The sequence below is a fragment of the Erwinia aphidicola genome (assembly GCF_024169515.1).
In the GTDB taxonomy this organism is placed as follows: domain Bacteria; phylum Pseudomonadota; class Gammaproteobacteria; order Enterobacterales; family Enterobacteriaceae; genus Erwinia; species Erwinia aphidicola.
This window is the reverse complement of record NZ_JAMKCQ010000002.1, coordinates 50935-65823: the sequence shown is the minus strand read 5'-3', so window position 1 is coordinate 65823 and position 14889 is coordinate 50935. Positions and strand designations below refer to the sequence as shown.

The 14889-nt window shown below is 44.7% G+C and carries 13 protein-coding genes and 2 pseudogenes; 10 read left to right on the top strand and 5 right to left on the bottom strand.

The window, feature by feature from the left end; all coding sequences use genetic code 11:
* The first annotated feature begins 160 nt into the window (after positions 1-160).
* Positions 161-532 (top strand): helix-turn-helix domain-containing protein, encoded by a 372-nt coding sequence (locus J2Y91_RS22325; protein WP_133625215.1) that lies wholly within the window; start codon positions 161-163, stop codon positions 530-532.
* Positions 533-854: 322 nt separating this feature from the next.
* On the opposite strand, the gene J2Y91_RS22320 is transcribed toward J2Y91_RS22325, so the two are convergent.
* Positions 855-1166, bottom strand: coding sequence for a hypothetical protein (locus tag J2Y91_RS22320; protein WP_133625216.1), 312 nt, complete (start codon positions 1164-1166; stop codon positions 855-857).
* 923 nt (positions 1167-2089) lie between these two features.
* On the opposite strand from J2Y91_RS22320, the gene J2Y91_RS22315 reads away from it, so the two are divergent.
* From J2Y91_RS22315 to J2Y91_RS23085, 3 genes and pseudogenes are all read left to right on the top strand, one after another.
* On the top strand, positions 2090-2992 hold the full coding sequence (locus tag J2Y91_RS22315; protein ID WP_253539685.1) for a Replication protein: 903 nt from the start codon (positions 2090-2092) through the stop codon (positions 2990-2992).
* 634 nt (positions 2993-3626) lie between these two features.
* Positions 3627-3812, top strand: a pseudogene (locus J2Y91_RS23205) (hypothetical protein); the annotation flags it as partial.
* A gap of 249 nt (positions 3813-4061) precedes the next feature.
* A complete protein-coding gene (locus tag J2Y91_RS23085; RefSeq protein ID WP_253539682.1) occupies positions 4062-4886 on the top strand; it encodes an abortive infection family protein in 825 nt (274 codons plus the stop codon).
* A 169-nt stretch (positions 4887-5055) separates the two neighbouring features.
* On the opposite strand, the gene J2Y91_RS22305 is transcribed toward J2Y91_RS23085, so the two are convergent.
* The 4 genes and pseudogenes from J2Y91_RS22305 to J2Y91_RS22290 all read right to left on the bottom strand — a co-directional run bounded on the left by J2Y91_RS22305 (position 5056) and on the right by J2Y91_RS22290 (position 9457).
* Positions 5056-5403, bottom strand: a complete 348-nt coding sequence (locus tag J2Y91_RS22305) for a hypothetical protein (protein ID WP_166643223.1) — start codon at positions 5401-5403, stop codon at positions 5056-5058.
* Between the two features lie 285 nt (positions 5404-5688).
* Positions 5689-6882 (bottom strand): annotated as a pseudogene (locus J2Y91_RS22300) (IS4 family transposase).
* 384 nt (positions 6883-7266) lie between these two features.
* Complete coding sequence (locus J2Y91_RS22295; protein WP_133625232.1) at positions 7267-8490, bottom strand: IS91 family transposase; 1224 nt, start codon at positions 8488-8490, stop codon at positions 7267-7269.
* A gap of 748 nt (positions 8491-9238) precedes the next feature.
* A complete protein-coding gene (locus tag J2Y91_RS22290) occupies positions 9239-9457 on the bottom strand; it encodes a helix-turn-helix transcriptional regulator (protein ID WP_133625220.1) in 219 nt (72 codons plus the stop codon).
* 343 nt (positions 9458-9800) lie between these two features.
* Here J2Y91_RS22290 and J2Y91_RS22285 point away from each other — a divergent pair, with 343 nt between their 5' ends.
* The 6 genes from J2Y91_RS22285 (at position 9801) to J2Y91_RS22260 (ending at position 14889) form a co-directional block, all read left to right on the top strand.
* Positions 9801-10622, top strand: a complete 822-nt coding sequence (locus J2Y91_RS22285) for an antitermination protein Q (RefSeq protein ID WP_133625221.1) — start codon at positions 9801-9803, stop codon at positions 10620-10622.
* A gap of 78 nt (positions 10623-10700) precedes the next feature.
* The gene (locus J2Y91_RS22280; RefSeq protein WP_133625222.1) at positions 10701-11042 is read left to right on the top strand and encodes a phage holin family protein; all 342 of its coding nucleotides are present in this window, start codon (positions 10701-10703) and stop codon (positions 11040-11042) included.
* Between the two features lie 90 nt (positions 11043-11132).
* On the top strand, positions 11133-11519 hold the full coding sequence (locus J2Y91_RS22275; protein ID WP_166643224.1) for a lysis protein: 387 nt from the start codon (positions 11133-11135) through the stop codon (positions 11517-11519).
* 22 nt (positions 11520-11541) lie between these two features.
* Positions 11542-12171, top strand: coding sequence for a glycoside hydrolase family 19 protein (locus tag J2Y91_RS22270; RefSeq protein WP_133625224.1), 630 nt, complete (start codon positions 11542-11544; stop codon positions 12169-12171).
* A gap of 437 nt (positions 12172-12608) precedes the next feature.
* Positions 12609-13628 carry a hypothetical protein gene (locus tag J2Y91_RS22265; RefSeq protein WP_133625148.1) on the top strand — a complete coding sequence of 340 codons (1020 nt, stop codon included), beginning with the start codon at positions 12609-12611 and terminating at the stop codon, positions 13626-13628.
* 28 nt (positions 13629-13656) lie between these two features.
* Positions 13657-14889 (top strand): hypothetical protein, encoded by a 1233-nt coding sequence (locus J2Y91_RS22260; protein WP_253539676.1) that lies wholly within the window; start codon positions 13657-13659, stop codon positions 14887-14889.

Genomic DNA, 14889 nt, shown 5'->3' with positions numbered 1-14889 from the left:
TACTTTTTATGGTTGTCATGCACACAGTTCTCTTGGCGGTAGAACCGGGGATGTTTAAAACTATAGCACCAAAATACATTGAAACAAATATCTTTGCGATAATGATATTTGTTGTTGTCAGTGCTTTATATGATCCCCTGATACGCAGAGGTGGTAGAGCATGGTTCCCAAGCGACTAAAAGCAGCTCGCGAAGCCGCAGGATTAACACAGGCACAACTGGCAGAGCTTATTGGAATTGAAGGGGTTAGCCTCAATTCACGCTTGTCGAACTATGAGAGCGGTCGCTTTACACCGTCTTTCGACGTCATCATTCGTATCGCCAAGGCTCTGGATTATCCGGAAAGCTATTTCTACACGCTCGACGATGATGTAGCAGAGGCTATTTTTCATTTTCATCAGCATAGAAATGATAGATCGCTAAATCCGTTTTACGATTCACAGGATGAAGCAAAAAAATATAAGGCATCGCTTGATGAAGCAAAGAAAATGATTGAAAAATTGTTGGATTTCATCAATAAATCAATAGGTTAGTTACTTTTCCGTGTAAGGTGCTAACGAGTCATTCTTTATCCGCTTAGTAAGTGCTCACCATAAATCCTTTCCAGTAATAATTAACTATAAATATTTGAGAAAACCTTTGTGATTAAATGATGTTAGCCACAATTCCCTCTTGGCGGAAAGGAATAATGGTTTCATCTTGGTGATATTTTAGTAAACAGATCATCTCATGCTCTTTATCTGAAATACAGACCCCTGCAGGGGTCTCATGGTAAGAATGGGGTGGGTTATTTCAGGATAGTGTTTGGCTTAGACCCCTCCCCAGCGGGTAAGGGAGAGGTGTGGTATGTCGCGATTAAGCTAAGTGCTGCAAGTTTTGACGCTTATTTATCGCATCAGAATATTTCTTGGAAAAATCATCAGAAGCCAAAAGAGCAGTACTTACTCTGGAATGATAGATGATCCTCACCGTATCAAGTTTTTCAACTTTCATGTTCTCTTTTATCCTTCTTAGTGAGAGCTTTACGGCATTTTTTGAACACTTTAATATGTCCGCCGTACTATCACTGTCTGAGCCTAACGCATAGAACATCAGCACCTGAAATTGTGAATCAGTCAGTTCAGGAAACATGAGCCTGATTTTAGATATTTTTCTTAAATTCAACATGATACGCCCCTATTTGTATGGCAGAATGTAGTGGGGCGGGTATATGCATTGCACGCCGAAAGTCATTTGATAGCTAAAGAATGTTTTTATTTCATCAGGGCGATTTAAAATCGCTATGGCACGCTAGCTGCTGATGCTATGCATACTATATTTAGCGTAGAATTGCAGTTCATATTCCTTTTCAGCACTATCGGCAGGAACTGGGGCGTTAACTCCCGTTAGTTAGATGCTTTTTTACAAGCTTCATGTGTGGTGATTCAAAGCTGAAGTGTCCTTCGTATCGTCATCTGACGAAAACACGCCTATAGATATGGCTCTATTTAACTCTTACGATTCAGCTGCCTATACCTATAAGTTCGTGATCTTCATCATAACTTCAGTTATTGGAGTTTTTTTCGCCGTAGTTTGAATCTATGCGTCACTCAGGCTGGATTTCAGTTACATCAAAAGGTATGCTTTGCTGAGTGGTTTTCCAGGCGTTAACTGGGGATCCTTCTAAGTAACGGTAACATAAGTAAAAATATGTGTTCCGATCCTTCAGCGTTCATGCCGTTGCGGGATAAAAGAAAATTCAGGGATAGGACGTATCCGTAAAAACGTCCAGGGCGGTGGTTCAGCAGATTGTCTGGACCCCAAATGCAAAAACCCCCCGAAATCTGTCACTACTTGGCGGCAGGAGCAGATATCAGGGGGTCGAAAGCAGGCGCTGGCCTGTGAAGGATTATAACGCATGCAATTCATAAGACAACCCCTGTCCGCCATAAGTCCGGGACAGGGTGAATGACAAGGTAACTGCGCTCAAGGCGCCCTCCCCAGATCTTAACCCTTCCACGCGGCGTGGCGAGTCCAACAGCCAGCGTAAGGGACAGTCTAAGACGCACCGCAATCATCAGCCCGGATTTACCGGAAAAGTGCCGCGTGGCATGGCTTCAGTCGTTGTCGGCTGCATCCGAAATCACGACTGGTGTCGTAATCCCGATCTGATCGAGCTTCGCCGTCAGGGCTATACCCCGTATTCGCGCATTTTTGACCGGACGTTCCGGCCTAAACCGATGCGCATTACCGCCCGCTCTGAAAGCCGGGAAGCGCTCAGCGCCCTGTCGCTGGTGCTTGCCGCAAACTGTGACTACAGCCCCGACAGCGAGTACATGTTCGAAATCATGATGCCCGTTGAGGATATCGCCCGGCGCATGGGCGTGCTGCACGTCTATGAAAGCGGCCGCAAGGCGTATGACGTTCTGCTTAACGCGTTGCGGGTGCTGGAACAGATGGACTACGTGGTGGTTCACCGCGATCGCGATGCGGATTCCGGGCAGAACAAACCGATGCGCATCTTCCTCACCGACAGCTTCTTCACCTCGCGCGGCATGACCATCGAGACCGTCAGGCAGTCCCTGCACAAATACCGGCAGTGGGCGGTGGCCTCCGGCGTCGCGGAGTCGATGAAGCAGAAGCACGAACGTCACCAGCTCAAAATGGCGAGACTCGGCATCAACATTGATAACCACCACTCGCTCAAAAACCGCCTGAAAAAGATTAAGCGCTGGGTTGTCAGCCCGGACCTGCGGGAGGAAAAGCAGCGGGTAACTTCCGACATCGAGGCCGCGCTAGATGGCCACTCGCAGAAACTGCGTCAGCTTCGCCCGCGCGGCGGGGCTGACCGCTACCAGCAGGCCTGGACGCGCTGGACGTCGAGTCCTGAATGTTATCCTGCCCTGAAATACAAACTGGAAGCGGCCGTTAAGGCTGAGCATCCCCAGCTGCACGTGACGGACGCCGAGAAATACTACAGGCTGCTGCTGGAGCGCGCCGGCATCCCCGTCTGAACTACCTGATTTGAAACGTTACCGCGCCTAGCGCGGTGTCTGCGCTGGCACCTGCCCGTAATCCCACTCATCAAACCGCCCGCAGCGTCCTCAGGCCGCCTAAAAACAGCTCATGAAGCGCTACTGGTGCAAGACGTTCGCCCGCTGCGTGGCGCATTGACCACAATGAGTGCGGTTAATTTCGTAGCACTGGCGATGCTATTGCGGCAGTAATCATTAACTTCGAACGGCAGTATCCGTATATCGTTAACTTCGAACGTTACTTCTGAATAAAATATGCTTTCTAAAGAAAGAGTACCCTGCCAGCTTCGCATGGCGTGGGTCGCTCTCTTCGCTTTGCTCAGAGCCTTTCCGTGAACTAATGCAGCCTTCAGCAATCCTGTGAGAAAAGAAACCGGGCACCTCCCCGGCAACGCCGGGGCATCACCGTGGCAGGCGCTCAGCAACACAACTCCGCCACATCACCCCCGCTGAAAAGCCCCGCCGCCCCGGGCCAGAGGCCCGGAACCGTGTGGCTTTGAAACTGGGTGTTCTAACTATCTGTTTTATGGCTTTGAGAGGCGTGGCTTGAGGTTCTGAATACACACCCGTAAGCGGCCCTCACGGCCCGCTAACGCGGAGATACGCCCGGTCTCCGACCGGACCACTCCGACGGCGCAGGACAGGCTTCTTCGTCGCGGTTAGCCGGTCTGGCTTTACAGGGCGGGGGATGGGATTTGTGCAGCCTATTAAGTACAGGGCGGCTGCGCCGCGTCACGGCGACCCTTACCGTTCGAGCTCTCCAGGACACTGGTTGTCGCCTTCATGCGCAGGCGCATAGAAGGTATAGGGAACATTCAGTTCCTAGTTAACGTCGGGTATAATTAATACAGTTTATCAGACATGACAATTACACCCGGAGAGACAACCGCAGTGGAACCTGAAACGCTTACGCAGAAGACCGGCCATTTTACCTGGTGTGGCATGACGGCTCTCTCACTGGCCCGGAAGGAAGGCCGGATAACCTCCTGGGAATTAATGCAATCTCCATACTAATTTGAAAAAATACTTATGAAAAAAGAGGCTGAATGTGAGTAATAAGATACCTAACAGTGTTATAGGGGCTGTTTCAGCAGTTATTGCTGCACACTATTATAGCCACACAACACTAGAAAGTATTTTTATGGAATCTGGCGCACCTGGTGATGTGCCATTGGGTAATTGCGAAACAAAATGCAGCAATTGGATTAAAATTTGCAATGATGACCCAGATACAGATACAGATGCATTTTCAGTTTTAGGACTTGTAATCCAAAAGTATATGGACTTGCCGCCAGACTCATATTCCAAGGCAGGAGGAGACCTAACCGTAAGAGAGGGTCAAAAACGGATATCTGATGCTCTGTCTAGAAGTCAGTTGGAATACAGGACCAATGGAATAATAACCAAATCTGGTTCAACAACAATTTCTAAAACGCTAGAAGACTATATAAAGCTAGGTGATTACTCATCAATTGATAATGAGTTTCGTCGCGCTGTAGAAAATATTCAAACCGATCCACATGCATCGGTGACTGCCGCATGTTCAATAATCGAATCAACGTTGAAGCACTACATAGAAAAGTTCAATTTACCAATGCCACAAAAACTAACAGTGGCACCTCTATGGTCAACTGTAATGCCGGATTTAGGCCTGAACTCTGATCCAATGTTAGCAGCAGACCAGCACAAGGTTTTAAAGGGTATGTCATCGATAATTGATGGTGTGGCCGCGTTTAGATCACACATAGGTTCAGCACATGGTCGTGGGCCTAATCCTCCAATGATCGTAGTTGCTGAAGCAAGATTGGTTGTCAACGTATCCCATACCATCGTCGTATTCATCATGGATATACTCCATGCAAAAAAAACATAGAAGATAGCTGTCAATGGGGTTTGAGGGCCAACCGTACGAAAACGGGGTTTGATGCTCAGTCGAACGAAAACTCACGTTAAGCGAAAAAAATCGTCTGAAAAATCAATTAATAGACAGTGGTGTCCGATAAATGGCATTTATCGATTAAAAATACACCGCTTTAGGCGCATTATTCACTGTCCATAATGTTTTGATTTATCGGAGAAAAAAGCCTTAACGTGTGAAACCGTTCCGTTGAGCGTCGAACCCCGTTTTCAGCTGCCTGCTGCGCTGCAGCCGAAAAGCCTGCCTGGAGCCGGTTGCGATCACGGGCAATGGGTGAATGGATCGCGATGTGGATTATGATGCCGAAACGATGGATCATGTTGAGCGATTCAGGGCCAGCACCTTCCATCCGCCGCTGCCCTTGTTCATTCCGCCGCAGACTGTTGAGGCTAGTTTTAAATCTCCGGGTTTTAGCTAAATTGAAATGTCCGTCAGGTCTTGCCGAATATATCCTGGCTGCGGGCGTTGTCATGGAGTTTGACTGCTTCAATTTTAAACTATTCGGGATATCACTTACCGCTCATGGGCATCTCTCTTTAAGCCATCTTAAATGACCCTGAGGTGTCTGTTAAACCCGTGTCGATTCGCGATATTGAGCGTTGAGCAATTTTCACAAGCAACGTACGTACTGTAAAAAAAATTTTTGGAGGAAAGAGTTGTAATGGCTGAGAAAAAACGCTAGCATAAAAACCAATGATGGATATCTACGCACAACAAAAAACCCGCATAAGCGCTGAGGGATCCCCATAAATCAGCGCTAATAAACCAACACCATATTCTGGTAGGTTCTGGCGAGGTGATTAAGAACGGTGCTCAGCACCGTTCGATTTAAAATTAGCGGGGAGTGTCGCAAGACATTCTCCGCTAACGTCAGATACGAGATGACACGCCGCGTTTTAATGCTGTTGGCCTGGTATCTCAGATGTAATCCTTTATTTTAAGCGTGATAGCCAATAAGCCACAGGACTATTGTGCTCAGCGTCGCCAGCAGGCTCAGTACCAGCATTCTTCCCGCGGAACGACTGTAACTGGCACGCAGAGCGAACCCGAAGCGCTCGCTTTTTTCATCCCGGAAGTTCTGCTCGATTTGCATGCGACGGCTGTACAGCTTCATGATTTCCCGTGGTTTAAAGTCATTCATACTGCTAAAGATAAGCCACGGTTCTTTTGCCGAAGAACGTCCATCCTGTATTTGGGATTTACGCTCTATGCGGCACCGGGAGCGACGATTCTTCCGACCTTTCGGCTCTTTTTTATGCAGATAAAAATGGCCATCACATCGGGCATATTCCGAACGGGCAAGTGTACCCGGCCCCAGATATTCTGGTTTGCTACTGGCCTGTAATTCCTGACGCCTGAACCAGCACTCGCCTTTGCTGTCCAGCCGCATCTGGATATTCCCCCTGACGCGACCGATAAAATCCCATCCGAGTGACCTTATATGCCGGAACCAGGCATTCTGGAAGCCCGCATCGGTAACTATTATGACTCTCGCCCTGGGGTTTACAGCCCCGGCAAGGGCATCCAGGAAGGTTTTTTGTATCTGCGAGTTCTGCTGTTTTTCTGACGGGACTATCCAGCTTAACAGGGGAAGCGAGCGTCCGTCACAGAGCAGGCTGGCGCGGAGGAAATGGTATTCCTGAGATGGATATCCACTCCAGTCAACAGCAATGACACAAAGAGATAGCTGGCTCGTCAGCATGGCAATAATATTTCTGAAAATCAGTGGGATATCGCGGTGAAGAGATTCATTACCGAGCAGTCGATCAACGCGTTTGATTTTATTTTTGACCTGAGCCGTGCCGGGTAAATAACGCCCGATACTGGTCAGCGTCAGTGATGCGCCATTGATGAGAGCAATGGTGGCATCCAGCAAAGCATTTTGTCGGTATTTGTGAAACGGTGCTAACGCATCGCGGAAAAAATTCTGACATACTTGTCGAGCAGGCATAGAAGTGATCTCATTGAATTGGTTGCACAAATCAGTAGATCACAAAACTCTATGCCTGTCTTTTTTTACCCGCCCATTGCTGGGGATTCCTCAGCGCATAAGCGGGTTTTTTGTTGTGCGTAGATATCCATCATGCGTTCTGTATAGCTTTCAGCTTTGGTTCAGTCATTAGAATCCCTTGATGTTTAGCTAAGCAATGCTGAACTGCATAATTAAATCCTTTTTGGGTAAGGCGAAATCTTGATGGTTAGGAGTTTGGATCGTTTCTTTTGAGAGCAACAGACCATGAACGGTAGCGTGCCGTATCCCCTGATGGTGCAGTATCGCGAAGAGTTATACGTAAAAATGCCGGTTTTGCTGTGTTTTTAATCTAAAACCCATTTTTCAGACGCACTTATCCAGAGCCGGTGCCTGAAGCCATCGCTTTTTCTCCATCCGCTGTAGCCTGGTCGACAGTAATTCTGTCGCATGCCTGCCAGCCTCGGCGCCGGCAAATCGCAGCCGATCGCCGCACAGGATGCATTGGTACGGATCTGAGCCCAGGAAGCCTTTCATCAACACTGCGAACCCGGGCCGTTTGGGCTTATCCCGCACCGTCATCGACAGCGCTTCGTAAACCTTCGGCAACAGTTGGCCCCGTTTACGGTTGGCCAAAAAGCCGTAGTACCGCACCATTTTAAAATGCCGCGCCGGAATATGGCTGATATAGCGTTGTAGCATCTCTTCCTGGGTTAGCTTCTGGCGTTTGTGTTGCTGCGTGTTGTGGTCGTAGTACTGATGAACGATCGAACCACCGCGGTAATGGCGCAACTGCGAGGCTGCCACCGGTGGTCGTTTCAGGTAACGGCCGAGGTATTTCACGCTGCGCCAGGCACCCCGGGTCTTTTTGGCGAAGTGGATTTTCCAGGCGCGGCGATACTGGGCATGCAGGTAGCGGCGCCACCGGTCCTCATTAAGGATATGGCCGAGGCCCGGCAGGTCACCGGGGTTGATGTGCGTATAGTTGTCACGTAGCAGGTAAATGACGGCGTTACGCCAGATTTGTTCTACGTCTTTCTTTTTAAAGAAAAGCTGTCGCCAGGTGTTGTGTTTGACGTCGAGGCCGCCACGGGTGACGGAGACGTGGATATGCGGGTGCTGATTGAGCTGCCGGCCATAGTTGTGGAGTGCACAAAAGATGCCGACCTCGATACCCTGTCGGCGGGCCCAGCGGAGCATGGCCCGGGTGGCACAGCGAAACAGGTCGTTGAGCAGGGGCCAGTTGTTGTTGAAAAACGGCCACAGCAGGTGGGGCATGGTAAACGTGATGTGTTGCCAGTCGCAGTCGGGCAGGATGTGCTGCTGCTCGGCAATCCACTGCTCGGTGGCCTTGAAGCCGCAACTGCTGCAGGCCTTGGACTTGCAGCTCTGGCAGAAAAAGCGCGAGTGTGTGCAGTTCGGCGAGGCACAGCAATAACGGCGAACGCCCATGAGGCAAGTACCGCAGGCGAGCATGCGCTCGACGGCGAGTTTGGTCCAGTCGCTGAGGGTGTCGCCATGTTTATCCAGATACTGGCTCCAGCCGTCGTTATGCTGGAACAACAGCTTTGTGGGTCGCGGAATGTACATTGTGCAGAGTATAGAGGGTGGCAGGTAATGGGAAAAGGGCCTCGGCGTCAGCGTGCTCACGTCGCAGGCGTGCTAATTTATGCGGATATCAGCGCGGGGGCGATCAGGCGGCACCGACGTTGATGTGAGGTAGGGGGCTTAAAGACTGTTGAGGCAGCAACGCTGCCGTGCTCGCCCCGAAGGGGCGCTACGTTCAGAGATTTATATAAGCTTGATTTTCCATCTTATGTATAGCCTTTTCTTTGATATGACCGTCAGATACCAGTATTTCAATATTTATAAGCATTTGATGATCACTGATATTAGAAAAGCAATTATAATATTACCTCCCCATTAGAGCTAATGGAGAAAATCTGAGAAGAGAACACAGAATATAATATTGCAGTTCTAAGGGAAATAAACTTTCTTTCATTAGGACTCCTATTATTCCAGCTTCCATGATTGCATGTGATTTTTTATAGTGTACAAGCTTACTTTCCATAAAGTTATTTATCAATATCAAGTATGTGTGTGAATAGCATCATGTAATATGATTGATTAACCGAAAAAAATCTCTCAAAGAGTAGAAATATACTTTAGCGTTAACAGCACGCTTCACTATTTCTCCTCCTGCCCTGAGGGATGGGATACTTAACCAATCTGATAAATAAATGGAAAGTCTTTTGTTTCCTTAGGGCATATCGTCTTTATACTTTATTTATAATTGAGTAGCTAATAATGATGAACTCACATTTATAACTTCATGGAATTAAAAGTTTTTTTCATCTTCTTCTGTCATAAAGAACCAGAACAGAGGCTTGCCAGTCAGCCCTGGGATTTTTTCCAGTACTTCACTCCTAGGAAAAGTTCGGGACGTACACCATCCATTTACTGACTGAGAGGTAACACCTATCAGGCGAGCAAATTCTGACTGGCTGATACCCTGTTCATGGAGCACCTTTTGTAGTTTTTGGCTAAATACCTTCATCTTTGTTACCTATTATAGAAATTGAACATATAAATTTAAGAATTTTGAAATTTCACTTACCAATCTATTGTAAATTAGCATCAGTATCTGTAATTTATATTTACAGGAGGCAGGTGATTAGTAAGAAATCAGTTTCATCTTTACAGTGTTGATATAAATACATTTATGAATTTACACTTATGTTATATGAAAAGGCCAGAGCTACATGGTTCATTTTACTGGAACTGACAAAACTAAGAAATACAAATAAACAACATTAACTCTTACTTGCTGTATTTACTAGAGTTTATGTGTTGAGGTCATAAGGGATATTAACGTATTTTTCATAGTTTAGGAGATAACAATGAAGCTTGAGCTAATCAGTCGTGCATTTATGCCATCATCTGTTGCAGGTGCAATTGATATACCTTCAAAAAAAAATCCTGTAAGAAAAAATAAATCCGATATTGTTGCTTCCCTGGCCTTTCTTAGAGGTGAGAATCTTATTGGATTAGAGCTTTTTCTCGCAAAAATAAAAATTAACAAACCAGATAAATCTTTTGATTTTTTATATCAAATAGCAATTGAAAACTGCGAATCAGTTCCTTCATTAAAAAAACTCTCACCCTCACAGAGAAAATCTGTTTTAGAAATTATTTGTGCGAGCGCATTTGAAGACTTTGCCAGGAGTGCAGCAACTACAAGGCCTTGTAAGAACTGTAGTTCTATGGGTTTTTTAGAAGCTGAAGTATTTACAAATTGCTTCAGCAAGAATAAGGCGTGCTCACCAGTTCTAGTTGAAGAAAATGCAAAATCAACAACTGAAATCAAAGGAAAATGGCGACAGATTCGAGAAGTTGTACGGGTATTGTGTCATGACTGTAAAGGTAAAGGTTACGTATCAAGCGCATGCCAATGTCGGGGCAGGGGAAAGGTCATAAACAGAGAAAAAACGGAGCTTGTTGGATTGCCGGTGATGAAGAACTGTTCGAAATGTCACGGTAAAGGATATACAAGGCTGCCCTTTTCAAGCGTTCTTGGAAGATTAAAACCATTATGGCCTGTCGGTAAAAGCAAAGCATATAAAGAAGTTAAACCGTTTTTTAACATGCTTGTTGCTCGCTGTCATCAAGAAGAGGCCAAAGTTGAAACAGAGTTAAAGAAAATTAACTATGATGAATTTTGATTATTTTGTTGGTGTAAATGCAATTGTAAATATATTTTTAATTCATTATTAGCGTTTAATTATTATTAAAGGTAACATATGTCATATCCAAAAATGATTTTTGCAGAAATATTACTATGGGTCCGGGAAAACAAAGGCCCGCTTGGTTACGCTCTTTCAGGTGGTACGATGGCTGTTTTAAGATGTATTTATCATGGCGAATCGTTTAAAAATACCTGCGCAGAAGGAGGTATGTGTGCCATGGCTGCCTTCGGAATCAGTGAGGTCCTGGTTGCCATGGAATGGCAACCAGACCTCGCATTTCCTGCCTCGGTTTTTTTAGGTTATGTTGGTATTTCATCTGTACTTCAGTTCATGCGGCTTAAAACGGAAAGCGAAAAAAAAGATAAAAAAATGAAAGATATTCAGGAAGAGGCTTGAGATATGTTATCGCTATTTTTTTTGCGGTTTAAATATCTGATAATTTTTACTTTTATCTTAATGCATGTTTCCTTCACTGGAATAATGGTCGTGTCGTGGAAAAAAGAAAAGGTCCGCGCCTCGGTTTATGAAGTAAAGCTGGCTGATTTAAAGACTTTATATGAAAAACAGCTCAACCAGTTGAAACAAATTTCTGAACTTGATAAACACTATACGCGAGCATTGCACGATGAAAATATTAAAATTGATGATTTGCACAGTCGGATTAACTCTGGTACTCAGCGGTTGCACATCTCAGCAAACTGTGAGCAACAATTGCCCTCCTCCTCCGCCACCTCCGGCATGGATGATGCAGCCTCCCCCAGACTTACTCAGGACGCTGAACAGGGTTATTTCACCCACCGCAAGGACCTTGTCAGAGCAGAAAAAATGATTCTCGGTCTGCAGGATTATATTAGAGAGCAATGCATTAAATAAGAGTAAGCACGAAAGAGGATTTATGACACAGGATGAATTTAAAGTCGCCGCAGGAATAACGGATGAGCTTGTACAGAAATGGTTTTATCCGGTTATGGTGGCTATGGAGACATGCTTTATTAATACTCCATTACGCCAGGCCCATTTCATTGCACAAATTTCTGTTGAATCGATGGGGTTTCAAATGATTCAGGAATCATTTAACTATTCATCAGAGGGGTTGAAGATTTTTGGATCCAGACTAACGGAGCAACAGCGTACAGAGTTAGGAAGAAAACACTGGGAACTCGTTTTGCCGGTTGAGCGTCAGATAGCTATCGCGAATATTGTTTATGGTAACAGATACGGTAACAATGCTAATGGAGATGGCTGGAAATATCGTGGGCGAGGGCTAAAGCAATTAACTTTTCGCTGGAATTATATTGCATGTGGCGAAGATTTGGGACTCGATCTTGAGGAAAAACCAGAACTACTCTTAGATCCTATTAACGCTGCATGTTCTGCGGGCTGGTTCTGGAAAAACAATAATTGTAACTACTTTGCTGACAGGAATGATATTAGCGGTCTGACGCGGCGTATTAATGGCGGATTTAATGGGCTTAAGTTAAGAACGCAACATACAAACAGAGCAATTGCTGCACTTACTCCATGATGCCCTCACTTCTGATTATTAGAGAGTTAGAGGGTTTCTATACTGAATTTTAAATTGATTCACCGGATTAAAAACATATTTATTTAATAATTCTTTAGTTCCAATCATTGTTTATGTTGAAAGTAATTATAAAGGAAAGTCTTCAATTTATTTTAGATGCCTAATCAATCACTGATTAAAAATATGCGAAACTTCTGGGTCAAGCTCTAAGGAAATAAATCAACCTGAAATACCAATAATTACCCTGCTTTAGATGGTTGTGAGTCTTTAATAGCCATGCGCTATCATTTTTATTTTTTAAGAATAATTTGGTTTGGGAGGGTTGTATTTTAAATTCTTACAATGCCAGTTTTTAGAGTAATGAATGGTGTCCGATAGAACATCATTATTTCAATCTGTATGTGGCTTTAGTTTTTTTATAATTTAAAGGAGAACATGTGTTAAATAGTGATTTTAATAATAGTAATCAGACCTGGGTAATTGATCGGCCTGAAGTAACTATTTCTAATCCACATGTTACAGGTAATGGGAACCAGCAGGTTCTGGTCCGCTTTTATGTGGAAGCCCGCGTCGGAAAGGACCCTGTTAAACTAACGGGATCTGAAAAAGACAAATTATGTCTTGTCGATTACTATGATAAAGAAACAGTTATCCCCTTTGATAAATACAATGAGCTTGGATGGAAAGCTTCCCGGATACGTGATATTCGTTTTGACTACTATCAAGCTTCAGTTACGGGTGTAAAATCAAATAGTCAGGGCACTATGGCCGGAGGTGAGGTTTTTGATTTTTATCTTTCCTGCAATGACCCCTATGCATCACCTCTTAAAATTGCTGTTAAAGTTACTGGCGATAATGGAAAGGTTTTTATTACTAACGGTGAGTCGTTTGATTCTTCTGGTGAACCTATGACTCCTGTGTTCCCCTTACCGCTGACACCAGAGATTAACGTACATCCACCAGTTTATTACGACGCTTCTCGTTTTTTACTGGGATCGCCTGTTGACATCATTGATTCGACTGATATCCCACAGGCGGCTATTTTCAATCAGGGTATTTTTCTTTCTCTCTCACCGGATGGCTCCCGCCAGCTCGCATTGCGTAAACTTGATGCGGATCCTGCGGGTATGATCCACTGGCAAACACCTGATGTTGATGACCGCACCCCCTGTTTCATTGGTTTCGCCAGTCCTGGCGAAACCCTCATTCAGTGGAATTCAGACGAAAATCAGGTCCCGACAGGCAGTCAGCCACTTCCTGAACTAACAAAAAGTTATACAGACCCCAATAAATGCATGATCGTTATGTGCGGGCGGAATGACATCAGGCAAGGCGATTATCCTTCTGGTTTTGGCGGACCATGTTTACTTAGCGTTACTGACATTCATGGCACTACGCATAAGCTAAAAATCTTATTCGTTGCCGGTCAACGAAACGAAATTATTATTTCAGACTAATTTTTACCACAATCATATGTGAGGATTTATGGAACAATTTAATAACTCTCCCAATGCAGCAACATCCTGGGCCCAGATTGATAAATTCAAAATTCGGCATGTTCATCAGCCAGAATTTGATGGTTCCGTTAAGTTATTCAACAATGGGCGTCAGCAATTAACATTTGAAATTGATGTTCGTGCACTGGATGCCAGTGGAAAGGAGGTGCTTTTAAACCCTGAAGCCCTTTCATATATTCGCTTAATTGATTATCATACTGGAGAAGAAATTCCGCACGGTAATGGTTTCACGGGTAACTGGTACAGCTCTTTCACTCATCGTGGCTATGAATGGAACCACGATATGTTTTCTTATATCGGACTATCAGCAACAGAAAATACTGAAGAGAATTCCTATAAAATTCCTAATGAAGAAGATATCCCTAAAGAATTGTCAGCAACCGGAGTTATCTTACGCGATCTGCCTGTTTCTGTTGAACGTGCCGCTGAACCAGACCTTGTAAAAATGAGTCCTGTTACCAAGTTTTTTTTATCATGTTCAGCACCATCCGGAATTAATCGAACTTTTGCAGCTAAGATTACCAGCCCGGATGGGTCCATTACTGTTACGACGAACAGTCGCGAAGCACCGGAAGGGGATCCGTCCGGTGACGGCCAGGGGAAATTTAATAGCTTTGTAACCGTCATCCCGGTACAGCTGAAAAATTTTGATATCTCCTGTTATTGTGAATTGCTTGAAGTTGGTGGTGAAGATGTACTTAACAATCAGTTAGTGCATGATTCAACATTTATTTCTTTCTACGAAGGAAAGTTGTATTGTGAACCTGTAAATGGGATGATTATTGATTTTAACCTTGCCTTAAACTATCCCGGATACCATACGTACTTTTCTTTATATAATGACGCTGGCAAAGATGACCGTATTGAATTAATGTACACGTATGTTGGTCAGCCGGGAGAGGAACAATATAAGCATAACTGGCCGAAATATTTAACATATAATGGTGATCATGATGTTATGAGCACTGACGAATTTACCAGATACCATTTCAACAGAGTTGGTCGCCCTGAAAAGGGTAAGGTGATCATAGGCGGAGTTTTTGTGAAGGTGGATTATGTTCTTGTTAATGAACCATATGGCGGTGCAGTACGTAATTATCAAGAAAAGCTTTATTTATATGATATTTATGGAAACGGTCATCCTGTCGGCATTAAGATCGATAAGACCGGCGTAAGAAATATCGTTCCTTTTAAATGGTGA